At 36.0% G+C, this 21,975-nt stretch carries 34 protein-coding genes and 1 tRNA gene; 6 read left to right on the forward strand and 29 right to left on the reverse strand.

The window, feature by feature from the left end; translation table 11 throughout:
- Nucleotides 1-7: 7 nt before the first annotated feature.
- From J2X77_RS05035 to J2X77_RS05135, 22 genes are all read right to left on the reverse strand, one after another.
- Nucleotides 8-364 (reverse strand): hypothetical protein, encoded by a 357-nt coding sequence (locus J2X77_RS05035; protein WP_310079474.1) that lies wholly within the window; start codon nt 362-364, stop codon nt 8-10.
- Nucleotides 365-473: 109 nt separating this feature from the next.
- Nucleotides 474-896, reverse strand: coding sequence for a YopX family protein (locus J2X77_RS05040; protein ID WP_310079476.1), 423 nt, complete (start codon nt 894-896; stop codon nt 474-476).
- On the reverse strand, nt 889-1,314 hold the full coding sequence (locus J2X77_RS05045) for a hypothetical protein (RefSeq protein ID WP_310079479.1): 426 nt from the start codon (nt 1,312-1,314) through the stop codon (nt 889-891). The genes J2X77_RS05040 and J2X77_RS05045 overlap by 8 nt, the downstream gene beginning before the upstream one ends.
- 6 nt (nt 1,315-1,320) lie before the next feature.
- Nucleotides 1,321-1,599: a hypothetical protein gene (locus tag J2X77_RS05050; RefSeq protein WP_310079481.1), complete on the reverse strand. Its 279-nt coding sequence runs from the start codon at nt 1,597-1,599 to the stop codon at nt 1,321-1,323.
- A 6-nt stretch (nt 1,600-1,605) separates the two neighbouring features.
- Nucleotides 1,606-1,914, reverse strand: coding sequence for a hypothetical protein (locus J2X77_RS05055; RefSeq protein ID WP_310079482.1), 309 nt, complete (start codon nt 1,912-1,914; stop codon nt 1,606-1,608).
- A gap of 12 nt (nt 1,915-1,926) precedes the next feature.
- Nucleotides 1,927-2,220, reverse strand: a complete 294-nt coding sequence (locus J2X77_RS05060; RefSeq protein ID WP_310079485.1) for an SH3 beta-barrel fold-containing protein — start codon at nt 2,218-2,220, stop codon at nt 1,927-1,929.
- Nucleotides 2,221-2,338: 118 nt separating this feature from the next.
- Complete coding sequence (locus J2X77_RS05065; RefSeq protein ID WP_310079486.1) at nt 2,339-2,752, reverse strand: hypothetical protein; 414 nt, start codon at nt 2,750-2,752, stop codon at nt 2,339-2,341.
- 5 nt (nt 2,753-2,757) lie between these two features.
- On the reverse strand, nt 2,758-3,195 hold the full coding sequence (locus J2X77_RS05070; RefSeq protein ID WP_310079488.1) for a hypothetical protein: 438 nt from the start codon (nt 3,193-3,195) through the stop codon (nt 2,758-2,760).
- Nucleotides 3,188-3,610 carry a hypothetical protein gene (locus J2X77_RS05075; protein ID WP_310079490.1) on the reverse strand — a complete coding sequence of 141 codons (423 nt, stop codon included), beginning with the start codon at nt 3,608-3,610 and terminating at the stop codon, nt 3,188-3,190. Before J2X77_RS05075 ends, J2X77_RS05070 begins: the two co-directional genes overlap by 8 nt.
- 1 nt (nt 3,611) lies before the next feature.
- Nucleotides 3,612-4,085, reverse strand: a complete 474-nt coding sequence (locus tag J2X77_RS05080; RefSeq protein ID WP_310079491.1) for a hypothetical protein — start codon at nt 4,083-4,085, stop codon at nt 3,612-3,614.
- Between the two features lie 3 nt (nt 4,086-4,088).
- Complete coding sequence (locus J2X77_RS23685) at nt 4,089-4,316, reverse strand: helix-turn-helix domain-containing protein (protein ID WP_409050301.1); 228 nt, start codon at nt 4,314-4,316, stop codon at nt 4,089-4,091.
- A gap of 105 nt (nt 4,317-4,421) precedes the next feature.
- Nucleotides 4,422-5,093, reverse strand: a complete 672-nt coding sequence (locus tag J2X77_RS05085; RefSeq protein WP_310079493.1) for a DUF6633 family protein — start codon at nt 5,091-5,093, stop codon at nt 4,422-4,424.
- Entirely contained in the window at nt 5,059-6,039 is a 981-nt protein-coding gene (locus J2X77_RS05090; protein WP_310079495.1) for a hypothetical protein, read from the reverse strand. The genes J2X77_RS05085 and J2X77_RS05090 overlap by 35 nt, the downstream gene beginning before the upstream one ends.
- A 45-nt stretch (nt 6,040-6,084) precedes the next feature.
- Nucleotides 6,085-6,468 carry a single-stranded DNA-binding protein gene (locus J2X77_RS05095; protein WP_310079497.1) on the reverse strand — a complete coding sequence of 128 codons (384 nt, stop codon included), beginning with the start codon at nt 6,466-6,468 and terminating at the stop codon, nt 6,085-6,087.
- Nucleotides 6,465-6,740 carry a helix-turn-helix domain-containing protein gene (locus J2X77_RS05100; protein WP_310079499.1) on the reverse strand — a complete coding sequence of 92 codons (276 nt, stop codon included), beginning with the start codon at nt 6,738-6,740 and terminating at the stop codon, nt 6,465-6,467. Before J2X77_RS05100 ends, J2X77_RS05095 begins: the two co-directional genes overlap by 4 nt.
- Nucleotides 6,741-6,770: 30 nt before the next feature.
- Nucleotides 6,771-7,220 carry a hypothetical protein gene (locus tag J2X77_RS05105; RefSeq protein WP_310079502.1) on the reverse strand — a complete coding sequence of 150 codons (450 nt, stop codon included), beginning with the start codon at nt 7,218-7,220 and terminating at the stop codon, nt 6,771-6,773.
- Between the two features lie 2 nt (nt 7,221-7,222).
- On the reverse strand, nt 7,223-7,411 hold the full coding sequence (locus tag J2X77_RS05110) for a hypothetical protein (protein ID WP_310079504.1): 189 nt from the start codon (nt 7,409-7,411) through the stop codon (nt 7,223-7,225).
- A 10-nt stretch (nt 7,412-7,421) separates the two neighbouring features.
- Nucleotides 7,422-7,919: a siphovirus Gp157 family protein gene (locus tag J2X77_RS05115; RefSeq protein WP_310079506.1), complete on the reverse strand. Its 498-nt coding sequence runs from the start codon at nt 7,917-7,919 to the stop codon at nt 7,422-7,424.
- Nucleotides 7,919-8,581, reverse strand: coding sequence for a Rad52/Rad22 family DNA repair protein (locus J2X77_RS05120; protein ID WP_310079508.1), 663 nt, complete (start codon nt 8,579-8,581; stop codon nt 7,919-7,921). The genes J2X77_RS05115 and J2X77_RS05120 overlap by 1 nt, the downstream gene beginning before the upstream one ends.
- Nucleotides 8,568-8,786 carry a hypothetical protein gene (locus J2X77_RS05125; RefSeq protein ID WP_310079510.1) on the reverse strand — a complete coding sequence of 73 codons (219 nt, stop codon included), beginning with the start codon at nt 8,784-8,786 and terminating at the stop codon, nt 8,568-8,570. The genes J2X77_RS05120 and J2X77_RS05125 overlap by 14 nt, the downstream gene beginning before the upstream one ends.
- The gene (locus J2X77_RS05130) at nt 8,776-9,012 is read right to left on the reverse strand and encodes a hypothetical protein (protein ID WP_310079512.1); all 237 of its coding nucleotides are present in this window, start codon (nt 9,010-9,012) and stop codon (nt 8,776-8,778) included. The genes J2X77_RS05125 and J2X77_RS05130 overlap by 11 nt, the downstream gene beginning before the upstream one ends.
- A gap of 49 nt (nt 9,013-9,061) precedes the next feature.
- Nucleotides 9,062-9,466 (reverse strand): hypothetical protein, encoded by a 405-nt coding sequence (locus tag J2X77_RS05135; RefSeq protein ID WP_310079514.1) that lies wholly within the window; start codon nt 9,464-9,466, stop codon nt 9,062-9,064.
- A gap of 328 nt (nt 9,467-9,794) precedes the next feature.
- On the opposite strand from J2X77_RS05135, the gene J2X77_RS05140 reads away from it, so the two are divergent.
- Nucleotides 9,795-10,592 carry a helix-turn-helix domain-containing protein gene (locus J2X77_RS05140; protein WP_310079516.1) on the forward strand — a complete coding sequence of 266 codons (798 nt, stop codon included), beginning with the start codon at nt 9,795-9,797 and terminating at the stop codon, nt 10,590-10,592.
- A gap of 13 nt (nt 10,593-10,605) precedes the next feature.
- Nucleotides 10,606-10,977: a helix-turn-helix domain-containing protein gene (locus J2X77_RS05145; protein ID WP_310079517.1), complete on the forward strand. Its 372-nt coding sequence runs from the start codon at nt 10,606-10,608 to the stop codon at nt 10,975-10,977.
- Here J2X77_RS05145 and J2X77_RS05150 read toward each other — a convergent pair.
- Nucleotides 10,966-12,270 (reverse strand): tyrosine-type recombinase/integrase, encoded by a 1,305-nt coding sequence (locus J2X77_RS05150; protein ID WP_310079519.1) that lies wholly within the window; start codon nt 12,268-12,270, stop codon nt 10,966-10,968. The two genes, J2X77_RS05145 and J2X77_RS05150, sit on opposite strands and share 12 nt — an antisense overlap.
- A gap of 466 nt (nt 12,271-12,736) precedes the next feature.
- On the opposite strand from J2X77_RS05150, the gene J2X77_RS05155 reads away from it, so the two are divergent.
- On the forward strand, nt 12,737-13,387 hold the full coding sequence (locus J2X77_RS05155) for an ankyrin repeat domain-containing protein (RefSeq protein ID WP_209574651.1): 651 nt from the start codon (nt 12,737-12,739) through the stop codon (nt 13,385-13,387).
- Here the strand turns inward: J2X77_RS05155 and J2X77_RS05160 are convergent.
- Together J2X77_RS05160 and ribD are read right to left on the reverse strand one after the other, a co-directional pair.
- A complete protein-coding gene (locus tag J2X77_RS05160; RefSeq protein ID WP_209574653.1) occupies nt 13,384-14,667 on the reverse strand; it encodes a DUF2851 family protein in 1,284 nt (427 codons plus the stop codon). The genes J2X77_RS05155 and J2X77_RS05160 overlap by 4 nt on opposite strands.
- 61 nt (nt 14,668-14,728) lie before the next feature.
- On the reverse strand, nt 14,729-15,775 hold the full coding sequence (gene ribD / locus J2X77_RS05165; RefSeq protein WP_209574656.1) for a bifunctional diaminohydroxyphosphoribosylaminopyrimidine deaminase/5-amino-6-(5-phosphoribosylamino)uracil reductase RibD: 1,047 nt from the start codon (nt 15,773-15,775) through the stop codon (nt 14,729-14,731).
- 34 nt (nt 15,776-15,809) lie between these two features.
- Between ribD and prmC the strand changes: the two genes are divergently transcribed.
- From prmC to J2X77_RS05180, 3 genes are all read left to right on the forward strand, one after another.
- The gene (gene prmC, locus J2X77_RS05170) at nt 15,810-16,670 is read left to right on the forward strand and encodes a peptide chain release factor N(5)-glutamine methyltransferase (RefSeq protein WP_209574658.1); all 861 of its coding nucleotides are present in this window, start codon (nt 15,810-15,812) and stop codon (nt 16,668-16,670) included.
- 116 nt (nt 16,671-16,786) lie between these two features.
- Nucleotides 16,787-16,859: transfer RNA gene (locus J2X77_RS05175), tRNA-Lys, on the forward strand.
- 280 nt (nt 16,860-17,139) lie between these two features.
- Entirely contained in the window at nt 17,140-18,177 is a 1,038-nt protein-coding gene (locus J2X77_RS05180; protein ID WP_209574660.1) for a LacI family DNA-binding transcriptional regulator, read from the forward strand.
- Nucleotides 18,178-18,276: 99 nt separating this feature from the next.
- Here the strand turns inward: J2X77_RS05180 and J2X77_RS05185 are convergent, their stop codons facing one another.
- The 4 genes from J2X77_RS05185 to J2X77_RS05200 are packed head-to-tail and all read right to left on the reverse strand — an operon-like array spanning nt 18,277 to nt 21,148.
- Nucleotides 18,277-19,122 (reverse strand): hypothetical protein, encoded by an 846-nt coding sequence (locus J2X77_RS05185; protein WP_209574661.1) that lies wholly within the window; start codon nt 19,120-19,122, stop codon nt 18,277-18,279.
- Nucleotides 19,119-19,502 carry a GntR family transcriptional regulator gene (locus J2X77_RS05190; RefSeq protein ID WP_209574663.1) on the reverse strand — a complete coding sequence of 128 codons (384 nt, stop codon included), beginning with the start codon at nt 19,500-19,502 and terminating at the stop codon, nt 19,119-19,121. Before J2X77_RS05190 ends, J2X77_RS05185 begins: the two co-directional genes overlap by 4 nt.
- A 1-nt stretch (nt 19,503) precedes the next feature.
- Nucleotides 19,504-20,313: a hypothetical protein gene (locus tag J2X77_RS05195; RefSeq protein WP_209574665.1), complete on the reverse strand. Its 810-nt coding sequence runs from the start codon at nt 20,311-20,313 to the stop codon at nt 19,504-19,506.
- Nucleotides 20,297-21,148: an ATP-binding cassette domain-containing protein gene (locus tag J2X77_RS05200; protein WP_209574667.1), complete on the reverse strand. Its 852-nt coding sequence runs from the start codon at nt 21,146-21,148 to the stop codon at nt 20,297-20,299. Before J2X77_RS05200 ends, J2X77_RS05195 begins: the two co-directional genes overlap by 17 nt.
- Nucleotides 21,149-21,975 lie beyond the last annotated feature (827 nt).

A 21,975-nucleotide genomic window follows, 5' to 3' on the forward strand; every position in this document is an offset into this window, starting at 1 on the left:
TGCAATTTTACTGTTCTAATATTTCACCCAACTCGTATCTAATGATCGATGCAATATATTCTTCCCCTTTATCCAGGTAAATAATGTCGTTACCTTCTTCATCTGTCAATATGATGACCGACTCATCTTTTACCTCAACTAGCATGCTCGGGCGTTTACCCTTATATGCCCCGGTCAAAAACTTAATAGCATCATACTTTACCGTGATCGGTTTGCCGTCTACCTCATCCACATACCCCTCATCATCTAAAACGCAATATTTGGTTACGTTATTAGGCCTGATTTCACGTTCTTCGAATGTCTTAGTACCTGCTTTGATCTGGTCAAAGAACTCTTGTTTGATGCTTAATGTTAATACTTTCATAATCAATTTTTTGATAGAAAGGCAGGCATTACCCTACCCTTCAAATGTAAATAATAGTCGAATTTTTATGCTTTTTAAGTTACTCTAATTGCTTGATAATAGTAAGTTATCAATTTGGCACTTCGCTCAATTCATGAATGTTGCCTATGACTTCCAATTCCATTGATGCTAGGTAATGCAACGATTTACCTTTAATATTAAAAGTGTCGAATACGTATAAGCTTTCTTCACGAACAGATATTCTGCTGAATTCAACAGGGCCAAGCGGACGGGATAAACCATCTTTCTCATGTCCGTATTTTCTTCGCATCATAATGCGACACATATCCCCCTCATACACCTCTTTACCATTCTTATCGAGTAGTCCAGTAAACTGGCCTAAAGTCGATTCATCAACAATAGCTGTGTCAATCCCATCTAAAGTGGTTATATACGCTGTACCAGTGGCATCTTTTGAAAAGTATCCATACCACCAAGCACCTTTTCTAACACCATGCAATTGCTTCGCCCGGAACTTTATTTGCCTATCCATTCTTCACCACCTTTCCCTCTAAAATATCCGACAATTGACCTCTAACGGCTTCGTACGACCTACCTGAAGCATGAGCGATTAGATAGATAACCTTTTTCATTTTAGACGCGCTCAGCCCCTTAAATGATGCGTTTTCTAAGATCGTTTCAAGATGATCAATATATCTTTGCTTACTCAATAAAAACCCGGTCAATTGCGCGATCTCTTTGTCCTTCTCGCAGATGATTATTGACTTGTTTTCTTCGATCTGGACATACTTACCAAATTCCTTTTGAATTGCCACATCGAAAAGTTTAGTGGCATATTCAAAGCCATCAGTGTAGCCCTTTTCGTAGCCTACGTATTCGCTTTCTATGTCAGGTATGACGAAGTTTTTCAAGCGATTGAGTATAGTGATTAATTTTGCTTTAATTTCCATTTCAAATTAGATTGTTGTAGCTGATTTGATTAGTTGCTCTATTTGAAAAGCGCTTACTTCGAAATTTTCGCCTTTCATGCCCGCCAAAATATCTTTTAACATATCGAGCATTTCTTTACTATGAGCCATAAGATTGAAATCATATGGTACTTCTGATAAATTGCTATCTGTAATTCGAACTTCGCAAATAGGCCCATTTTTAACCAAATTACTTTCAATAGTAGCTAGATCATGGAATTCGTCAATTTCGAAACTGAACTTTCCTTTTGTTCCTTTAAATTCCATCTCTATTTAGATTTTAGTAGCTGATTCAATTAATTCCTCAATTTTGTAGGCATCTACGATATTACCACACTGGGCAAGTGCCAATACATGTTTAAGCATCTCAAGCATCTGAGGGGCTTTACTATAAAGTGTCATGTCAGCCTCTAAAGTGCGCATGTACTTGTCTACTTCCTTGTCAGACATATCTTCACAATCCGGCAATATTGAATGTGCTGTCATTTCAAAATAGTTTGGCGATGTCTCAACACCAATCCCGATACATATATCACCTTGATATACCTTTTTATGCTGTCCTTTTGTTCCTTTGAATTTCATAATAACAGAGGGTTAAAAAATTAGGTTTTCGATCTTACAACATCTGTAATCGTTTACTTCAACATCGAAGTAGGTCATTACACTTGGACTAGATGATTTACCCTTCCCATTCGGTAGCATATCACTTTTAAGTGTACCAACAGCCGACCGGATAGATCCATCTACCTTTTTGTATTTGAATGAAACTATCTCTTTTGAAAGCTTAGATTTAAGCTTAATGATTTTCCAGGCATATTTCAACGCTTCTGAAAAGGTTGCAAAACTTGATTTTACCCGATGGGCAATAGTGAATAATAAAGTTTTCATGTTCTCTAACTTTGTGTTTATTAATACTGTTTCCTCTTATTTGTTAAACAAAGTTAAATAGTATTAAATTAATATCAAAGAAAAATCAAACATTTTTTAAACATTTATTAGACAAAAACTATTTAATAAGGCGGTAATTGTTGCAGAATTGGATCACATCTACTTTAAATTCAGTATAATAGAAAAGATTTACAGCACATTTAACGGCTGTGTTTAAATTTGGGGTGTTTAGTTCTAACAATTGTTTAAGTTCCGTTGCTAGAGTAATATCTAACCTTTCTTTACAATTGATCTTACCTGGCTGATAAAGCCATAATATGGCGCCGATTAGCTTATATCTTAAGTTGAGCATCTTACCATATCGGACATTGCGAAGGTCCTCTATAGAAATCCCCATATAGTCACAGTATCGGTCGGCGATACGCTGAATTTCCGACAGCTCTGGCATGTACGCCTTCTCAATTTCTTTGAAGATATTAAAGTGGTTTTCTTTCAAATATGCCAGGGCAAATGATGTGTATCGCTTTTCCATTGTGATTAGTGTTTATAAGCGAGCAATCCAGCTACTCGCTTCTCGGGGTTTGTAAGTTTTTTAATATCCCAATTGGTGATCTTGCAAAACATTTCATGTGTATACGAACTCAATCCACATGGTTTGACCAATTGATGTTTAATATCATTTTTTATCAAAAATCTTTCGATTTGAGCACCTATTTCGTTATTTCTTCCAACATCTTTAACAGCTCCTACAGTTCTCCTCCCCCACGTTTTCTTGACAATATGGCCTGATTCAAGGCGAACAATTAGCTCACTATTTATCGAGCTGCAGATCATTTTTTGTCGGAGGAGCTGAATGAACAAATCGGATAAATCATATTGGAAAATCTTAAGTGCATCGATTTGCCAAGAATATACTGCGTATCCCGATTTATCAACATCAGGATCTATTCCAATTGTGATTTTATCTTTATACATTCAATCTACTTTTTGAATAACCATGTTCTTTGGCCCAAATTGGATTCTCCTCAACACGATTATGGCAACCACGGCATAAGGCCACGAAATACGTTTTATCAGTCAATAGGGAACCAATACGCCCCTTTGCGTGATGAACATCAGTCGCACTGGCGCCACAACATTTACAATCAGGATTTTCATTTAAATACTCCAATTTCGCTTTGAGGTATAGAACGTTTTCCTTGGATCGTTTAGCACTCACCCGACGAATAGGCTTTTGCTCCGCCTTTTTGGGTGATTTTGATCTGCTTTGCCAGTAGTGAGAAGAACAAAATCCTCCAATAAGCGGCACTTTCTTCCCGTTATCACAAGTCGGACATGATCCAGTTTTGACCTTAATTGTTGAATTATGTAAAACATGTGATTTTAACATATTATTTTATAAAAAGAGTTTTAAAACGGTCATTAATTTGCCGGGAAATTTCATCTTGATCTTTTCCGGAGAGGCAGACTAATTGATTAATTGCTGCAATATTTGCATAAGCCATGTCGATCACCTCCGACTTGCCTTTACCCTTAACCAGAGTTTGCTCAAGTACAGAATTTAATTCTTCCATCTCGGCAGCTATAATGGCTAATTTCTTTTTCATAAACTCTTTAAGGTCGATAGGCCTTGGAGTGGAAATACCTCCATACGATGCAGTTTTTATCCCTATGGTAGTGAACGAGCTAAAACTACGGACATTCTCCTCAAAAAGGATAGCCGAATTGATCAAGCGGGTTCCTAATGCCAAATTAGATAGACCTCGTTCGCCAGGCAACATGTTTTTTATAAGCCCACTGTATTTACTTGCGCTTAATGCTTTTCGATCCGATTCAACTCGTTTTTTATCAAATACTACTTCCATTATTTAGTGTTTTAAAATGTATTTTGCGTATCTCTTACCTGTTTTGTTGTAGGTGGTTTCTATATTATAACCTTCTTTCCTCAAATCGGATATTCGCGCTCCCAAGCGTAGACAGTTGAACATGTTAAGAGCTTCAAGTGGTGACAAACTTCTGCCAGTTTGTAAGTAACTTAAAATTGAATCTTTTTGACTTTCGAGACTCAAATCATTTGATAACACGTTGTTCTCCATGATCTACCGAGTTAATTTTAAAGGATAAATCAAAATTAAACAATGTTAAACAATTATACAAATAAAAACGATTTATTGTTTAATAAATTCCAAACAATAAATTCCCTATTCGAATGACTGGGAATTTATCAGATTGTAAATTTTCCGCTCAATGAATTTATCAAGGGTATAACGTTCTTTCCCAAATACCAAAAATCGCACTGAAGAAACTTGCTCCCCGAATTTTCTGAAAAGATTATCAAATTGTCTCAATGCCCGTTGATGAAATATCTCAGCTTCAGTTTTGACCCTAGGCTTTTGAGGCTCAGGCGCAAACAGCTTCTTTTCTCCTACAGCACTTTTAAGGACCTTAATGACATCCGGATGAGCGCCAACAAAAAGAGATACGTTATTTCTTTCATCCCTTTTGGATTTGTAATGATCCCTTTGGTTTTGTTGCTCGAAAAGATCCATCCTTTCGCTATTGTAATTTGTGAAAGCTTCAATGATTACCTGCCCGTCTATTCGGTCAAAAAACTTCCCATATACTCCTTTTTTGAATCGTTTGAAGAAAAGTTTCAAATCGGCCAAGTTTACATTTGGATAATCTTCGATCAAATAAGTGACCGTTTGAGCTATTTGAACATCACTCATAGTTTTACCCAGATTGAGAAAAGATAAGGCATCTTCAATAAACTCTGTAATGTAAGCAGATAGAACGATTTTACTTTCTTCTCCAAGCTTACGTATAGTCGGTAATCCGCTATTTATAGCTTGCTGATGCGTTACTAATTGCATCGTTGATAATTTGTCGTGCCAAACTGCCCATTCTTTTGACACCATCAATCCGCTGTTGTCTGTCCTGACCTGCTGTAACTGGTTTATTTGTCCCATCTTTATTTTCGTTTAAATACCACTGATATTTGAAAGTTTGCCAACCTTTGCCGGCACACATCTTAATAGCCTCCTCAATCGGAAAATTGTGTTTATTGCACTCATCAAAAATGAGCTGCAATGCGGTCGCTGTGAAAACAGCTTTTTTTGACGTTCGAACAGAAATCCAGTCGTCCACATATTGCTTATCAACTCCCATTTCAAGCAAAGTTTGCCTAAATTCTTTTTTTCCAAATTCATTAACTTTTGGAATTACATTATTTAGCCATGCCTGGAAATAAATATTTTCTGCATTCAGGGCCTGCTCATATAATTTTTTAAAATCAATATCGATCGCCTCGGATTTTTTTTGAAAAATTTTAAAATCCTTTTCATAGGTACTCCTTTTTCCTTGGAATGCCCTCCAAACTTTTTCAAAGTCAAAAATTCCTTCTGAATTGTTTTCTTCAGCGTCAGCTGTAAAACAACTAGTATTATTTTTAGTATTATCTATAATAGTATTATTGTGTAAAGATTCTTTACTACCCCCCTGTAAAGTTTCTTTACTACCCCTGTAAAGATTTTTTACTACCCCTAAAGTTTCACTACCACTCATGAGTTTATCCAAAAAGTCGAAATTTACTTTATAATAATTGAAAGTAACACTATTGATAACTCTGCTCTTCTTGATGATTAGTTCTTTTTCAACAAGATCTTTTAGCACATCCGAAGCTGTGGGCCTAGAAACTTGCAAAACATCTTGAATGTATCTTAACGATCCTTTAAAATAGCTTTCCCTATCCTGTGAAAACCCAAATATTATTGCGAATACAATAAGTTGATTTGATTTCAGGGATAAACGTTTTATCATCCATCCCTGAATATTAATATAATTGGAGTCCTCCATCATCTAAAACTAAAAAGGTAAATCATCATCGTCTGCAGCCTCAATTTCCGGGGAAATATTTGAACCACTATTTGCACCACTCTTTGGCAAAAATTCAAAGGAGGAACACTGAATTTCTGTAATAAAACATCTTCGACCATCTTTCTCATATTCCCTATATGCAATTTTCCCCTCGACAAGGATCGAATCACCTTTCTTGAAATACTTTGCAACAATCTCTCCCTGTTTGCCCCAAAAAGATATATTGTGCCACTCTGTTTTCTCCTGCCTATTACCGGACCTGTCTTTATAAGTCTCACTTGTGGCTAAGGAAAATGTGGTTACACTACCATTTTCAAAGTTGCGTGTTTCAGGATCTTTTCCGATCCGTCCTATTAAAATTGATTTATTCATCGTCTTTTACTTACGTTTATTGATTTCAAAACTTCATTGAGACTATACAGATATTTAGCCCCTGCTCTTTTATGGGGAATTGTCTTTTCAGCTGTCATCTCCCTTATCTTCCATTGAGAAACTCCCAATTCGGCTGCTATCTCTTTTGTTGAAAGCAACCTGGTAGATGGCTCTTTTTGATTTTTTAAAAGCTCCAACTCCTTTTTCACCTCGCGAAGCTCAGAGAAAATCATCCCAATTGCCAGAGGCATTTCTTCCATTGTATACTCCATGATTTATGTATTTTATGTTATTTTCACATATTATTCAGCAAACAAAGAGGTTTGTTCGTTCGGATCAGGAATGTAAACTCCTATATTCTCAGCACACCACCGCTTTATATCTTCGAAATAATCCATCATCTGAGACGTAGAATTAGAAGTTGTCGTTGGTGGAAGAAACAGTATTTCCCCGGTATCTTCATTTATTAGCTCCTCTTTGGGACAAAACATACTTTTCAATAGTTCGTGAATAACTTCACTGTTATTTATTTTTTCACGAGAATATCCGGCATCAATCAAACCCTGTTTTACTATTGGAACGACCACGCCCCAGTAGTAACGATTTTGCTCATTAGAACGCGTTTTCTTCTTCTTTGAAATTCTGATTTCTATTTCTTTGCCTTCTAAAGATTGAAGATCTAAAACAAGAGCATTCTTATTTCTTATTTTGAGCGCTCCATCCTTGACAGAGCCAAAATATATCAATCCCATAATTATTGCCCCAAAGCTTCCAACACTTTTTTCAGATCGTAAAAATATCTCTTACCGACCTGAACGAATGGAATGAGATTCTTTTCACGATAGTAGAAAATGGCCTCTTTAGTTACTCCTAATTCATGGACTAATGCACTTGTTGGCACCAAACCTTTTTCTAACGCGATTTTTGCTAATCCTTTACTCATTTTGCTGTATTTACTTAATTAATAATGATTTCGATTCTTTTAACTCTGCTCCTTTAACTTTAGCCCCATTGTTCAAGGCTTCCTTGATCGCTTTTTTATCCGGCTGTACTTCGACCTTTTTGACCATAAACTTTCGCGGAATCAACTTCTCGTCGCTAATCGATAGTGCTGAAGCATTATTTCGAAGGGAAATCTTGATTGTTTCCCCTTCGATCTTTGTAATTCCGTAAATATTCATCGCATTGAGAATAGAATTTTTAAGACGATCAACGGTGCCTTGTTTGCTCTTTTTAAGCTTTGTTAAGCGATCTATTTCTTTATCGCACAATTCTGCATCGTAAAGCATTTTCTTTATTACATATGCGTAATTAACGCCTTTTACTTCAAGCTCACTCTTGTTTATAGTAAGTTGCTTTTCGATTTCTTCCGTTAGCTCGCCGCCATTATCCTCTAAGATCTCGGCGAGCTGTAAATACTCTTGGTTTATATGAAATAACGATTTGTTCATTATGCTACTTTTAGTTTTATTTCCTCTTTCCTGGCGGTTAGTGCATCCAAAAACTGCTTTACTTGCTGCAAATGCTGATTTGCATTAAAAATTGCTGTAAGTTGATTAACATTATTAGCTTTTTGCATTTCAGCAATGGCATCGTCAACGGATTTTAAAGTTTTACTTTCGAAACCTTTAGATCCTCGCTTACTCAGAATTTTGCAGAATGAGTTAAGATCATCAGCATTCCAAAGAATTTCGCCCTTATCGTTTACTGGATAGTCTTTCTTTTTGCCCCCTTTTGTAATATGTTCCTTGGTATTTAATGTGAGAATTGGCAAAGAATATAAAAATCGTCCTACACCCCACATAACACCGGCACGTTTAAAACTGTCTGACGCTTCACCTTTCTCCTTTTCTACATTGCTTTCGGTGCCACAATCGTATTTCCAAACCCATTCATCCTCTATCTTAATAGCTATACCAGCAAAAAGGTTACCTTTAATCTCTTTATAAGCAACTTGCCAGTTCTGAAAACCAACGACTTCATCTAGCCTATCTTGTAACTGCCGAGCATCAATATATGCCACTACAGTAGCTTTCCCAAACCCTATTGATTGAATTCTGAACTTGTAATCTATAGGTTCTAAAAGCATCTTATGAATTTCAATTGCTTCCATCTCTCAATATTTTTTTAGCCATTAATAATGTATTCAGTTTGCCTCTTGCATCCGATATTTGTCCTTCAAGTACCGGGTTAATATGGATGACTTTGGTTTTTTTGAGCTCATTTCTAATATATGAATGCCACTCATTAAATCCCTCCATGGGATTGCCAGGATCGCGCTCTAGCGGCCACAGTGATTTTTGAATTCTAATTCCCATCTGTAACAGACATTAGAAGATTTAAGAACTTACTAAAGGAAACTTCTGCAGGAGGAGCGAAAACCTGCACAGTATCACCTTGAATCATGAAATTACTGTCACCGACCATGACATTTACATAATTACGACCAGATAGATTTACAAAACTCATCGTAGAATTAATGTGACCTATATCCGAAAGGTCAGCTAGCACCAACGCTAGTTTTTGAATCTGTTGATTTCTCATTTCTGTATTTATTATTTAATTACTCTTATTTGTCAATTTTAAACAGGCTCTAACCCCTGTCAATAATATATTCCATTGCTTTATACTCTGCTTCTTGTAGCGCTTCGTCTAATCTAAATGCCTCATGGCTATTATCGATCAATTCGCAATTTTCCCTTATCAAAACACCTTTAGAAATATCAAATTCACTATTACCAATCACTTGCTTTTCGAACTCGATAAAAATCTCTTTCAAATCGACTTTTTCGTCCCAATCATCATTTTTCCATTTCTCTAAGGGGACGAAGAAAAAAATAGCACCACCGCCGACAACATCATAATCTATGTAAGCATACTGTTTAACAACAATTGTATCATTGTTTAACTCCATTTGGTCCCGAAGCACCCCTAGATGCTTATCATTTTTCAATGCAAGTGACTTGATTTCCATGGTTGAATTTTTTATATTTGTCATCTCTAACGGGTTTATTAATTTAAACTCTTATTTGTCAGGCTTTACTATTAATTTAGTAAAGCCTATTTTTTCAATCCCTTGGAATTGTTAAACAAAGTTAAGCATTAAAATCAAACTATCAAGTTTTTGTTTAACTTTTTTTCTAACTTTTTACAAACTTTTTGTCATAACATTTTTTAATGTTAAACTTTATTAAAGACAAAATAGCATCTAAAACCATAATTAACTGACATTTTTACGTTTGGAGCGACTATTGTTGTAAAAAATTAAACATTATTACATATAATTGTTTAAACACTACAGATAAAAACACAAAAGTTTAAACACAATGGAATATCCAAATAATAATTTTGAGGTGATCAGGAAAGAGATGGGATTAACGAATAGAGATTTCGCCAAACTTCTTGATATACCAGAACAAACGTATTCCCGTGTAAAACGAGGAGTCTATCCTTTGGGGATGAAAATGAAAAAACGCTTCGAAGAAGCATTGCCGACAGTAAATCTAAATTGGCTAATTTTCAATGAGGGTGACAGAGAAAAACCAAAAGAAGTAATAGATCATAATAAAGTATCATTGAGCTCAAACGCGAAATACATTGGCCAATTCTCCGACGATATTAAATACATGGATGAGGAGGGCAATAATATTTTCTTTGAGCTTAGTCCTGGCCGTTACCTAATGAAAACAAGATTAGTCACAGAGAAAGCAAAAGCCGGTTATCTACTGGGGTATGATAACCAAGAGTATTTAGAAGAATTGCCGTTCCACACTATTACCGTTAACGAATTCCATAAGGGACATTATGTTTCATTTGAAATTCACGGAGATAGCATGGATAATGGTAAAAGGAAAAGCCTAGGCCATGGAGATATTGTTACTGGGCGACGCATCGAAAGATTGTACTGGAAAAGCAAATTGCACACTCATACTTGGGACTATTTTGTATTTGTAACAAACACTGAAGGCATCATTGTAAAACAAGTGATAAAACATGATGTTGAAAACGGAGTTTTAACCCTACACTCCCTTAACGAAGACAAAAAGCTATATCCTGATTTTGATATTCACCTTGATGACGTTAGAGAAATATACAATGTCGTTGATGTAAGCATGAAATTATAATAACACCAAAAAGATGACGCAAGAAGCAAAACGTTTCAAGGATTTCCGCAAAACTATAGGTCTCACTCAATATCAGCTTGCGGATGCTTTGGGAATTAAACAAGATCTAATTTCTAGGTATGAGAGAGGAGTTTATACAATCCCTTTGGATATTGTAAAACAGCTTTATTTTAAGTATAAATTGAATTATACATGGTTCTTTCATGGTTTTGGAAAGCAACAAGTTGACGAGGTAGCTAAAGCTACAATCACAACAGATCTAAAAGAGGTACTCTTGGAGAACAATATTCTAAAGGAAAAATTGAGAGTTTTAGAAGATAGATTTGAACGTCTTGACGCGTCTATTGAGAAAAGATTAAGTAATTTGGAAAGACTAAAGTCCTAGTCTTTCCATTTCTTCTGCCATCATAAAAGCCTTATCTTCATTTGTGGCCCTTATATACTTTAAAAAACTAGCCTCCGTCTTATGGCCAGTAACCGCCATAATCAAAAGAGTAGGAACCCTAAGTTTGAACATAATTGTCGCATAGGTCCTCCGAGCAGTATGCGAACTAATTTTTGTAAATAGCTCTACTTCATATTTTTTAATTGTCCCCTTTTTCGAATCACTTGTTTCAATCATCGAATTAAACTTTGCTATTTTCATGATCTCCCTAACAGCGACATTATAATCATGAAGTTTGATTTTTAGTGTTGGAAAGGAATTTCCATACTTCTCCAAAATTGGATGGATCTTTTTTGACACCGGAATCGTAACGCGACTCCCGGTTTTAACCTGAGTCAGCCTAATTACATTATCCTCCAGTTTATCGATCGTCAAATTGGAAAGATCAGAAAACCTCAAAGCTGTATAACAACCGATTAAAAACATATCCCTTACCTGATCCAAAATTGTATCATCAATTTTAAGCTTGTAAATTATGTCCAACTGATCCAATGTAAGGGCGACAGCGTGCGATTCGTAACTCGGAGATACAAACTTATTTTCGGAATAATGCTTATCAAGATTAAACTTGTCTTTTCTAGCCTCTTCCATTACCGCTTTTATATCTTTTATGACACCACCAAAAGTGCTTATCTGCATCTCCTGGACCTCGTAGCAAAACTTTTTATAACGATCATAAAAAGCATCGTTAATGTCTTCAAATTTTAGATCCTTTTTTTTGATGTATTTCAAGTACCTTTCTAGGGACGACAACAACGATTTTAATTTTCTAATATTTGCCTTGCTGTACATCCCGCCATCTTTAGGTTTTGTCTTTTCGCCCGATTTACGTTGTGAGATCAGCAATTCCAAATAGTCGATAAATGTTGTATCGTCCTTAACCACCTCCGATCTCTTCGGCCGGTGAACAAGATCAAGATTTTCTTTAAACTCCTTTACCGACATAGGTATCTTTGATGCAGCAATTAAATTGCGAAGCCTGGAAGCCTCTGTTGTTAATGCTGAAAGTCGATCATTATTTTCACCAAAATTTGGAGCCTTTACACTGATGGGATCTTTCCCTTTTTTAAGATAGTCAGCAACAAAATGTTTTTCATCCACCCTTATCCCAGTTGAATATTCCACCCTTCCGTCCGGAATAGTGATATACATTCTTATAAGGCAATCTTTGATAATCGGATTTCCTTCCTTATCCTTTCTTTTCTCTAAATACAATTTTGGTGTGCTGCTCATACCCTATCCGTGTTTGTGTGTAAATATAATAAATCACACACTAGACACACACAGATTTATTAACAACACACAGCATTACACACTACTGGTTTATTTAACTTTCTTTATCTATTTATTATGAGGTTTGATTACGAAAAGTATGAAAAATAAAAAAGGGTCGTAGTGAGAAACACCCGACCCTACATCTACCTATGAAAAACATGCCCTTGGGAGGGGCTTAACAAAAGTACATCTACTTTTTAATTTACGGAAATATTATGTGCATTACTACACATTTGTGTATATAAAAAATCAAAAAACACGCCTTTTGGGCTTTTTCCATCTTAACAAACCTTTCAAAAACAGCTAACCGCTCACTTTTAATTCGGATATGGAGCTTCATAAAATATCAATAATCTCTCCCATTAAACATTTATTCTCATGAATAAAGTTTATTTTAGTAAAGAACTTAGACATTAACAAACACATGAATCTCTCTATTTTAGAACAATACATAGAACAAGGAAAAAGCCACGACATAGATCTGTTATTAATTGGAAATCCCGAACTTTTACAGGAAACAACAAGTCATGGGATTTCGCCCCTTCTATTAGCTTGCTATTACAACAAACCTCAGATCATACGGGTACTCTTACAACACACCAAGTCCATGACTATACATGAGGCTTGTGCAGCAGGATTAACATCCTATCTTGAGGCTATTATTTCGCAGGTACCTTCTGTTATCAATGAATGGTCATCGCAGGGTTTTACGCCATTAACCTTAGCTACATATTTCAACAAAGTAGACATTGTACGTCTATTGCTATCCAAACGAGCGAATCCAAACACCGTAACGAAAAATGAACAACTCACTACAGCATTGCATATTGCCGCCGCAAACAACAATGAAGAAATCGGGAAATTGCTTATCGATGCGGGCGCTAATGTCAATGCCATTCAGGCCACAGGCGAAACTCCACTCCATTTTGCGGCCCAATATGGTAACATCGATTTTATTGTTGCTTTACTTGAAAATGGAGCCGACACAAGAATAATCAATAGTGCCGGATTATCTCCAATGGATCTGGCGTATGAAAAAGGCCATAAAGAAATTGCAGAAATTTTAAAGAACTAGGTACTTTTTAAGATCTCCATACCGATTCTGCAATGAAGACAACGTTTCCTATCGCAGTAAAACTCCTTCAACTGCAACATTCCCTGCGTCTTGCCTGCATCTTTAACATCCCAATCATATTTAGCAAATTGCCGCACGATATTATTTTTTTCAGCAGGAAGCTCCTCCAATAACTGTAATGCCTTTTCGATATAGGACTGAATGCCAAAATATTTACCATATGAAAAAAGAAACACAACAACTACATTAATTACCAGAAGATCAACAGTTTCTTTCCCGATCCACGCACATTTTTTAACTTTTTCTTTTGTACTTAAGGAAAAATGTGATTCCCAAAAATCACCTGAAGGTTCTATTTTGAACAATTTTCTCGCCGCCTCCAAGCTATCTACGGCCAAAAGCTTTGCCACCCCCAACTCATTCTTACTGAATAAAACAACTAATTGAGCAATACGCCGTTCGGGGAAATTATAAGGTCTCATCCTCAACCTCTTCCATACACCAAAAACGATTTCTATCTTGTGAATGTGCTGTTGGTACTTAAATTCGTCGACTAATCGCTTCACATATCCACTAGTTGGTCTACCAAGCAATAAACCACTGATACCAAAAAAAATAGCTTCCGTTTTAAATAAGTTTGAACGGTATTTTTTTAGAACATGCAAAGGCAGTTTTTCGCCGAATTCCTGGAAAGTATCTGCGTTAACTTTTAAACCCATAGATCTACACATCCATATCCAGAAGGTTTTTTCCCAATCAGTATCAAAATGTTTCAGTATTTCGAAAATCCGCTGAACTTTCATTTCCAAACGCTCAATTGACAAGGTATTCAGCCACATTGATTTTTTAAAAATATTGATAGGCCCAAGCTGATATTCGCAGGGAATCCAGCTTTTGGTATTCATCATATCGGCATATTTTTCCAATAGATTTTTATCTACGTAGTCCGAAAGCACTAAAGTAGGAATAGACGTTCCATCACTTCGGTAGATAACTTTATCATTTTTCCAAACTACATGTAGGATCACGTTATTGTAAGCAACATCTTCTTGATGAGCATGTCGATCCCAATCTGAGGATTGAATATGCATTTCTACATGACCGAACCAATCCTTATCTCCATATCTAATGTGCGACATGAGAAAATCGGGGCCAGAATCTGTATTGTATCGCCCTACTTGAACAACGGCTAAGGCCCCACCATCAGTGGAATTTAACCCATTTGCACGGAATAGCCGAAGTTTCCAGATAAACTGCATTAAGTTTTCTGTAACTAACATAATTGTAATTTAAGAATTAAACTAACCGGCTATGGCTTATAATTCCCTAAATATACAAAAATTACTGTTTCTTATAGATCTTTAAAATATCATTGGAAACTAATTTACTTTCTAGTAATTGCCCCTTGAATAGAGGAGCCTTAATCCCGCTCAATAAATTCGCCTCAGACTCAAAGACTCTTGCCTCATCCCACAGGTTCGCATCTATAAACATCTGCAAGGTCGCACGCCCGCCTTCTATGATTATAGACTGAACATCCATTAAATAAAGTTGATAAAGGATATTTTGCGGTAGATATAATCCATAATTTTCAAGCTCAATATACTTAACATTTGCTGTCCACTCTGTCTTTTTAGCATTAAACACAATAGTATCGGCCTGATCATCGAGAATAGTGGCATCCATCGGAATGGCAAGGTCTCTGTCTAAAAGAATACGCAATGGATTTTTACCCTTCCACTTTCTTACGGTCAGACTGGGATTATCCACAATTGCAGTATTTGTACCAACCAAGATAGCATCCTCTTCTGCTCTCCAACGATGAACGAGCTGTTGGCTTGCAGCATTACTGATCCAAACCTGCTTATTTTTTTTTCCTATAAAACCATCCCTAGTTTGCGCCCATTTTAAAATAACATACGGGCGGTATTGACCAATACGGGTAAAAAAACGGCGGTTGAGCCAAATGGACTCTTTTTCGAGCAGACCAATTTCAACTTCAATACCAGCTTCTCGCAGTATCTGCGCTCCTCTACCATTGACTTTTCCGAAGGGATCCAAACATGCTATAAAAACTTTCAAAGGTTTTAGCTCAGCAATCATATTGGCACAGGGAGGTGTCTTCCCATAATGCGCGCAAGGCTCGAGGCTGACATAAAAATTACTTCCTTCGATAAGCTCCTTTGCTTTTTCACCGTACCTTTGCATAACCTGCTGTACAGCATTGACTTCAGCATGCGCTCCACCGTAAGGAGATGTATACCCTTCACCGATAATTTTACCATTAAAAACGATGACAGCGCCAACCATTGGGTTGGGACTTACTGAACCTGCACCGATTTGGGCTAGTTCCAAACAACGCTGCATATATTGGCTGTGCATATCCATAGATACAAATCTATGAAAATCGTACCTTTGCTGAATGAAAATACTTCAAGATTTCGAATTATTATTTCAACAAGAGCTTCATAAGTTATACGATAATGATGAAATAAAAGCAATATTCTTAGTCGTTATTGCTGAAAAATTAGGGTTAAATACCGCTAATTATCAGTTGAGCAAAAAAGATCCTGTAGATGATAAGAATAGCGCTGAAATACTTAGCATTCTTCGGGATTTAAAAAAGCATAAACCTATACAGTATATACTCAACAAAGCAGATTTTTATGGTGAAGTTTTTCAAGTCAACGAATCAGTTTTAATTCCTCGACAGGAAACTGAGGAGCTTGTTGATCTGATTATTAAGAACCACAAATTTTCTCAAAACCTCAATATTATTGATATAGGAACTGGTTCTGGCTGCATTCCAATCACTTTATCAAAACATCTCACGAATGCTAGAGTAACAACGATAGACATCTCAAAAGAAGCGATAAAAACCGCGCAGGAAAATGCTAATATCTTAAAAACTGCAGTTCAATTTATCAACGCAGATATCTTTGAGTGGGAATATATATTCTCCAATCAACACTATCATATCATTGTATCCAATCCGCCATATATTACTCCTGGAGAAAAAAAATATATGAATGAAAATGTATTGGCTTATGAACCCGAGCTAGCGCTATTCATTGAAGAAAGCACTCCATTGATTTTTTATGACGTTATTTCATCCTTTGCCCTTAAACATTTAGCTCCAGATGGAGATCTATATTTTGAGATCAATCAGTATCTGGGTGCAGAAATGAAAGATCTTATGATCAAAAAAGGATTTGAACAAGTCAAATTGATCAAAGATATCAATGGAGCAGACCGAATAATCCATGCAAAAAAAGCATGGTAAAAAAATAATCCTTTTATTTATTAAGCAGTTAAGTTGTTTCAATCAAAATTCACAACCAATTATTTGGCATATATCAAAAGAAATTCTACCTTTGCATCACTTTCAAAAACAGAAAGGATTCCGTAGCTCAGCTGGTAGAGCAATACACTTTTAATGTATGGGTCCTGGGTTCGAATCCCAGCGGGATCACAAAAGAAAAGCTAATCGCAAGATTAGCTTTTCTTGTTTAACACTCCCCTACATTCCGCAAACTGATTCGTCAAAATGAAAAGCTAAAAAAACAAACTTCTCGTTCATAATGGTTTTCTTGATCTTCATTTGAAAACATCTTTTTTATCTTATCTTTATAATTTCAAAATTTTACGGGCTTAAACATTAAAGATAGCAACCGATAATTCAACAATAATTCTAGTTATATTTTACCCTAGTGAATCTAGGATATTGTAATCAATGAAAGAAGATCGAGCACATGAAGAGATTTACGTTAAAAGAGATTGGCCAACAGTTAAACTTATCTCCGGGCACTATTTCTAAAGCACTCAACGATAGCCATGAAATAAGTGCAGAAACAAAAAAAATAATTTTAGATTTTACGAAGAAAATCAATTATATACCAAATTTCTCTGCCAAAAGCTTAAAGACAGGACGCTCAAATACTTTGGCCATCATTGTTCCATTTATTTCAAGCTCATTTTTCTTCGATTTCTATGAAGAGATCTCTCTTATTCTGTCGCAGACGAATTATAAACTCATCCTTTTACAGACCTTTAACGATGAGAAAAAAGAAAAAGAAGCACTAGAACTCTGCATACAAAGCAGTATTGAAGGAATAATCATTTCCCCTGTAAAAAATGATTCCAGCTTATCGCTCCTGTTCTATATAATGGATCAGATTTGCCCTGTTATTATTTTCGACCGAATAAACCATCAGCTTGACACTTTCAAAATCGGAATTCAAAACAATAAGGTGATCTATCAGGCAACGGAAGAAATGATCAAAAACAGAAGGGAAAATATCATTCTTTTATTATGTAAGGATATCGGCGGAAATGTAAGCAGAATAAAAGGATATAAAGATGCGCTCTTTAATGCCTCTATACCCTTCAAACAAGAGAATATGATAGAAATATCCTACTCTAGCCCTAAAGACAATATCGATGATGAGTTAGAACGCAAAATAAGTGACTTATTAAATCGCCAGATACCACCCAACGCGCTCCTGTCGACAACCGACACCTTGTCATTAAAAGTGTTGCATATACTAAACAAATTGAAGGTAAAAATTCCTGATGACATGAACTTAATAGGATTCAGCAATACCCCTTTTGCCAACAGTCTTAACCCTTCCTTGACAACAATCACTCAGCCAACAAAGCTTATGGCGGAAAAATCAGTAGAACTCCTATTAGAGATGTTAAAGAAAAGAAACAAAAAGAATTATTTCGAATTCGAGACGTATTTTTTGGACTGTAGCATTGAGCACCGAAAATCGACATCACCCATTTAATAGAAAAGGAACAAGTTCCGTACAGAATTTGTTCCTTTTCGGCGCATTCAGTCGATATGATATGTTTGGTAGCCAATAGCTGTATTTCGCAAAAAAAACTTATTTAATCAAGGTTCGCAATACATGTATAGGTAAATCTATCTTAGTATCATTAGATAAACTTCCATTCAATGTACCCCATTGCAAACTATCTAATCGAACAGATGACTTCCCTTCTGTTTTAATCTTTAGAAGGTCAACCTTAGCATTAGCCCCTTTACCATTGAAATATACCTCTGAATTGTTGGCAACGATATCTGCACTTTGATAATTAACACGTGGCAACCCCAAAACAGTATTCGTAGTGTTAACATATAAATGGCCCACAACAGCATTTCCCCGCGCATCTGCTCCACCGAGATCTTCAATAAAAGAATTTGTCAGACTCAAATTCAACGTATTTATAACAGATTTATCAGAAACGTTAAGCACCTTAACACTATCGCCTATAACGGTCAATTCATGCAGCTTGGCAGACAGCTCACTAACACCCACATTTTTTAATTTCAACAGTTTAAGATCAGGTGAAAAAATATAAATTGACTTATATCCACCCTCACCTCCCGGCAAAAGATTTAAGGTAAGACTTCCCGATTGATCAACATTCGCTTTCACAAAATCAGCTTGACTCTTATTAACTTTAACCGCAAACTTATCACTTTTCACCCAGTACAACCCAACATCACTAGCATTGTCTCCTACGATAAAAAGCTTATCAAAGGAAGTCAGCGTGAACGATCGGAAATAAACATCCTTACCACCTGGATTAGACACTTCGTGTTCAATATCAGCATTATATTGTTTTGCATCCACTCGATTTATACGAAAAAGGTAGGATGCGACAAGCATCGGAATTGCGAATAAGCCTATTGCTAATCCCATTGTTATTTTTGCACTTAGTTTCATGATTCATTTTGGTTAAAATTCTGACTAATAAATTGTTTATAACGCTTCTCTAGTTCATCCAGGCCAATTTCCAATAAATAAATATTACGGAAAAACAGCGGAAGATCTTCCTCTAGAAAAATCCCCTTTCTATACAACTTCACATTTTTCACCGATTCTTGCGTCAGAAAAAAGCCAATTCCACGTTTATTTGCTATAATTTCTCTCTGCTGCAGCATATCATAGGTTCGCATCACCGTATTGGGATTAACCTCCATTTGAACCGCCAACTCCCTTACAGAAGGAAGCTTTTCATCAACCTTCCAGGTTGCTAGCAAAATATGGTCACATACATATTCAGCAATCTGAAGGTAAATAGCTTTATTTGCATTGAATTCCATATTAAATCTCCTTTTCCTTTAATCTTAAAAAAGCAACGCACCATAATACCAATGTAAGGAATAACGCTCCAGCGCCGATCAGCGCAAAAATGTGATTTGAATCAGACCAATAATTATTGCCCATTACCCCGACTGTATCTTGGGTTTGCATTTTTATCAGATAAACAAAAAAACATATCCAAACAACGCAGTAAATCACTACGGAAATAGCTGTCTTTACATATTGATAGTTTTGAAAGACAATCCCGCCGAGCAAGAAAATAGCATTCAGAAGAATCGGCGCGAAATAAAAATAGTATGCCGAATGCGGATACTGAACCTTATAAAAGTATTGCCAAAGATCTATACTGCCCGCTTTTCCTGTGGACGCCGTTTGATTTAAAACCATCGAACCAAAACCCTTCAAATATGCTACAAATGCCAAGTCAATCAAGTAAAATACCAACAAATAAGAACCAATACTTACTACAACGGTATAGAATAGGCTAACCAGAAATTTTTCCAACTGTGAGGCTGGAATCATTAATTCAAAAATAGCACGTGTCTTCTTGCCTAGATCGGCAAAATAGCTGCTAGAAACAACTGTTACAAAGAATAGTCCCAAGATACAAAATAACGGGGTCCTGAAATTTAGCAGCGAGTAAGCAGTTTGATTTTTCATCCCGTCATAATTCGAAGCAAAGTTAACCGCGTAAAAGCCAAAAATCACACCTGCAATAATTCCTATTGACATTAGGTAAATTCTTCCAAAACCAATCCACTGTCTTCGAATCAGTCCTAAAAATCGCGTAGAATTAAAAATGTTTGACATCTTTATCAATTTTATTAAGGTTCGTAATTTTTTCTTTGCATTGTAAAACAGCATTAAATAGCAATTCTAAATCCAGCTTTGAATCTTCCATTGCTGTGTTTGGAAGAATGACATTGAAACCACCTACTCCCTCTTCGTGGTAAATCGCATCCAAAGGCAACTCTCTTACTCTTTTAAAGCATAGATGATCAGTAATAACATGCACCGGCGCGTTTAACGCAACCTTATGATCGTCAAGCAAAATAACGGCATCAATAAGATTATCGAGATCTCGCACTTGGTGTGTCGAAATGATTACACATCGCTCGTCCGTTATTGCTGACGCCATGATCTTACGGAACTGAGCTTTTGAAGGAATATCCAGACCATTCGTTGGCTCATCCATAACGATCAATTTTGTATTGGATGCTAAACCGAAAGAAATAATGTATTTCTTTTTCTGACCATAACTCATGTTTGCCAATTTTTGCTTAATAGGGATATCGAACTCATGGACGAGCTGATCAAAATACTTCTGATCGAAGTTGGGATAAAATCCCGCATTTGCCTTTAGAAACTGTTCAGATTTTACTGCTGGGAGATAAAATTCTTCTGGAATAAAACTAATCTCCCTTAACAATGAAGGCTCCCTTCGAGTTGGATTATGTCCAAGTACATCAACCTGCCCCGAAACAGGGTATACTAAGCCGGCGATATTCTTAAGCAAAGTCGATTTGCCAGCACCATTCTTCCCCAACAAGCCATAGATATGCCCCTGCTTCAATTCAAGATCCATATGCAGAAATAAGGGCCTTGATTTACTATAGCTAAAATTTAGATTTTGGATAGTAACCATACTACTGTATTATTTAATTAATACACTAATATAGAAAACAATTATTTACAATTCCAAAAATAATTTCAAAAGAATAGCGCTAGAACATTACTTCGACTCGCCCAGCTGCGAAAGAAAGCATGTAAACTTTACAACAGATTAACTTAAATATTAAATTCATATAAAACACAAAATACCATGAAAAATATACAGTTAATAAATAAAATTACGAAATTCATAATGACCAAAAGCGATATTATTCTACATTCAATACCTGCTCCGTTCATTGCTTAAATCACACCTCAGGTACAAACGCGCACAACTACATTTAAATCAAAACAGCCCATCAATTCTACATTGACTGATAAATAAAGTGGCAGAATGGCTAAAAGCAACTGAAAATAGCACCTGCGGTATATACATACTAAGCAAGATGGGCTCTTTATTACATCCTCGGCACGGTCATTCCTCCGAGTTATTCCTAATTGCCCACCTGTCAACAAACAATTAAATACGCTCGCGAGCAGTATTAACCGACAGTTAAACAAAATTTTAAAATACCTGTTAATCAACATAATATAAAAAACACCTCAACAATAAATACATATAAAATTTAACAAAAACAGCTTCGCAACTCGCAAAAGAACCGCTATTTTGTATGTTTTTTATCGCTTAAAATTGCTTTAGATCTATTTTATTCTCCATCTTTGTTTGTATGATGAATCACACATATCCTTTTATTTTAGCGTTCCATTCTTTATGGCGATGGGAAGTATTGATTATACTGGTATGTAGTCTTTCAATCTTTTTTTATAAAAGAAAGCGGAAGCTACCATTTTCATCTACCG

The organism is Sphingobacterium sp. 2149 (assembly GCF_031455655.1).
Taxonomy (GTDB): domain Bacteria; phylum Bacteroidota; class Bacteroidia; order Sphingobacteriales; family Sphingobacteriaceae; genus Sphingobacterium.

What these genes read in the sequence shown, in the direction of transcription:
- J2X77_RS05035 (WP_310079474.1), bottom strand. Translation starts at nt 364, where the DNA reads ATGAAAGTATTAACATTAAGCATCAAACAAGAGTTCTTTGACCAGATC.
- J2X77_RS05040 (WP_310079476.1), bottom strand. Translation starts at nt 896, where the DNA reads ATGGATAGGCAAATAAAGTTCCGGGCGAAGCAATTGCATGGTGTTAGA.
- J2X77_RS05045 (WP_310079479.1), bottom strand. Translation starts at nt 1,314, where the DNA reads ATGGAAATTAAAGCAAAATTAATCACTATACTCAATCGCTTGAAAAAC.
- J2X77_RS05050 (WP_310079481.1), bottom strand. Translation starts at nt 1,599, where the DNA reads ATGGAATTTAAAGGAACAAAAGGAAAGTTCAGTTTCGAAATTGACGAA.
- J2X77_RS05055 (WP_310079482.1), bottom strand. Translation starts at nt 1,914, where the DNA reads ATGAAATTCAAAGGAACAAAAGGACAGCATAAAAAGGTATATCAAGGT.
- J2X77_RS05060 (WP_310079485.1), bottom strand. Translation starts at nt 2,220, where the DNA reads ATGAAAACTTTATTATTCACTATTGCCCATCGGGTAAAATCAAGTTTT.
- J2X77_RS05065 (WP_310079486.1), bottom strand. Translation starts at nt 2,752, where the DNA reads ATGGAAAAGCGATACACATCATTTGCCCTGGCATATTTGAAAGAAAAC.
- J2X77_RS05070 (WP_310079488.1), bottom strand. Translation starts at nt 3,195, where the DNA reads ATGTATAAAGATAAAATCACAATTGGAATAGATCCTGATGTTGATAAA.
- J2X77_RS05075 (WP_310079490.1), bottom strand. Translation starts at nt 3,610, where the DNA reads ATGTTAAAATCACATGTTTTACATAATTCAACAATTAAGGTCAAAACT.
- J2X77_RS05080 (WP_310079491.1), bottom strand. Translation starts at nt 4,085, where the DNA reads ATGGAAGTAGTATTTGATAAAAAACGAGTTGAATCGGATCGAAAAGCA.
- J2X77_RS23685 (WP_409050301.1), bottom strand. Translation starts at nt 4,316, where the DNA reads ATGGAGAACAACGTGTTATCAAATGATTTGAGTCTCGAAAGTCAAAAA.
- J2X77_RS05085 (WP_310079493.1), bottom strand. Translation starts at nt 5,093, where the DNA reads ATGCAATTAGTAACGCATCAGCAAGCTATAAATAGCGGATTACCGACT.
- J2X77_RS05090 (WP_310079495.1), bottom strand. Translation starts at nt 6,039, where the DNA reads ATGATAAAACGTTTATCCCTGAAATCAAATCAACTTATTGTATTCGCA.
- J2X77_RS05095 (WP_310079497.1), bottom strand. Translation starts at nt 6,468, where the DNA reads ATGAATAAATCAATTTTAATAGGACGGATCGGAAAAGATCCTGAAACA.
- J2X77_RS05100 (WP_310079499.1), bottom strand. Translation starts at nt 6,740, where the DNA reads ATGGAGTATACAATGGAAGAAATGCCTCTGGCAATTGGGATGATTTTC.
- J2X77_RS05105 (WP_310079502.1), bottom strand. Translation starts at nt 7,220, where the DNA reads ATGGGATTGATATATTTTGGCTCTGTCAAGGATGGAGCGCTCAAAATA.
- J2X77_RS05110 (WP_310079504.1), bottom strand. Translation starts at nt 7,411, where the DNA reads ATGAGTAAAGGATTAGCAAAAATCGCGTTAGAAAAAGGTTTGGTGCCA.
- J2X77_RS05115 (WP_310079506.1), bottom strand. Translation starts at nt 7,919, where the DNA reads ATGAACAAATCGTTATTTCATATAAACCAAGAGTATTTACAGCTCGCC.
- J2X77_RS05120 (WP_310079508.1), bottom strand. Translation starts at nt 8,581, where the DNA reads ATGGAAGCAATTGAAATTCATAAGATGCTTTTAGAACCTATAGATTAC.
- J2X77_RS05125 (WP_310079510.1), bottom strand. Translation starts at nt 8,786, where the DNA reads ATGGGAATTAGAATTCAAAAATCACTGTGGCCGCTAGAGCGCGATCCT.
- J2X77_RS05130 (WP_310079512.1), bottom strand. Translation starts at nt 9,012, where the DNA reads ATGAGAAATCAACAGATTCAAAAACTAGCGTTGGTGCTAGCTGACCTT.
- J2X77_RS05135 (WP_310079514.1), bottom strand. Translation starts at nt 9,466, where the DNA reads ATGACAAATATAAAAAATTCAACCATGGAAATCAAGTCACTTGCATTG.
- J2X77_RS05140 (WP_310079516.1), top strand. Translation starts at nt 9,795, where the DNA reads ATGGAATATCCAAATAATAATTTTGAGGTGATCAGGAAAGAGATGGGA.
- J2X77_RS05145 (WP_310079517.1), top strand. Translation starts at nt 10,606, where the DNA reads ATGACGCAAGAAGCAAAACGTTTCAAGGATTTCCGCAAAACTATAGGT.
- J2X77_RS05150 (WP_310079519.1), bottom strand. Translation starts at nt 12,270, where the DNA reads ATGAGCAGCACACCAAAATTGTATTTAGAGAAAAGAAAGGATAAGGAA.
- J2X77_RS05155 (WP_209574651.1), top strand. Translation starts at nt 12,737, where the DNA reads ATGAATCTCTCTATTTTAGAACAATACATAGAACAAGGAAAAAGCCAC.
- J2X77_RS05160 (WP_209574653.1), bottom strand. Translation starts at nt 14,667, where the DNA reads ATGTTAGTTACAGAAAACTTAATGCAGTTTATCTGGAAACTTCGGCTA.
- ribD (WP_209574656.1), bottom strand. Translation starts at nt 15,775, where the DNA reads ATGGATATGCACAGCCAATATATGCAGCGTTGTTTGGAACTAGCCCAA.
- prmC (WP_209574658.1), top strand. Translation starts at nt 15,810, where the DNA reads ATGAAAATACTTCAAGATTTCGAATTATTATTTCAACAAGAGCTTCAT.
- J2X77_RS05180 (WP_209574660.1), top strand. Translation starts at nt 17,140, where the DNA reads ATGAAGAGATTTACGTTAAAAGAGATTGGCCAACAGTTAAACTTATCT.
- J2X77_RS05185 (WP_209574661.1), bottom strand. Translation starts at nt 19,122, where the DNA reads ATGAAACTAAGTGCAAAAATAACAATGGGATTAGCAATAGGCTTATTC.
- J2X77_RS05190 (WP_209574663.1), bottom strand. Translation starts at nt 19,502, where the DNA reads ATGGAATTCAATGCAAATAAAGCTATTTACCTTCAGATTGCTGAATAT.
- J2X77_RS05195 (WP_209574665.1), bottom strand. Translation starts at nt 20,313, where the DNA reads ATGTCAAACATTTTTAATTCTACGCGATTTTTAGGACTGATTCGAAGA.
- J2X77_RS05200 (WP_209574667.1), bottom strand. Translation starts at nt 21,148, where the DNA reads ATGGTTACTATCCAAAATCTAAATTTTAGCTATAGTAAATCAAGGCCC.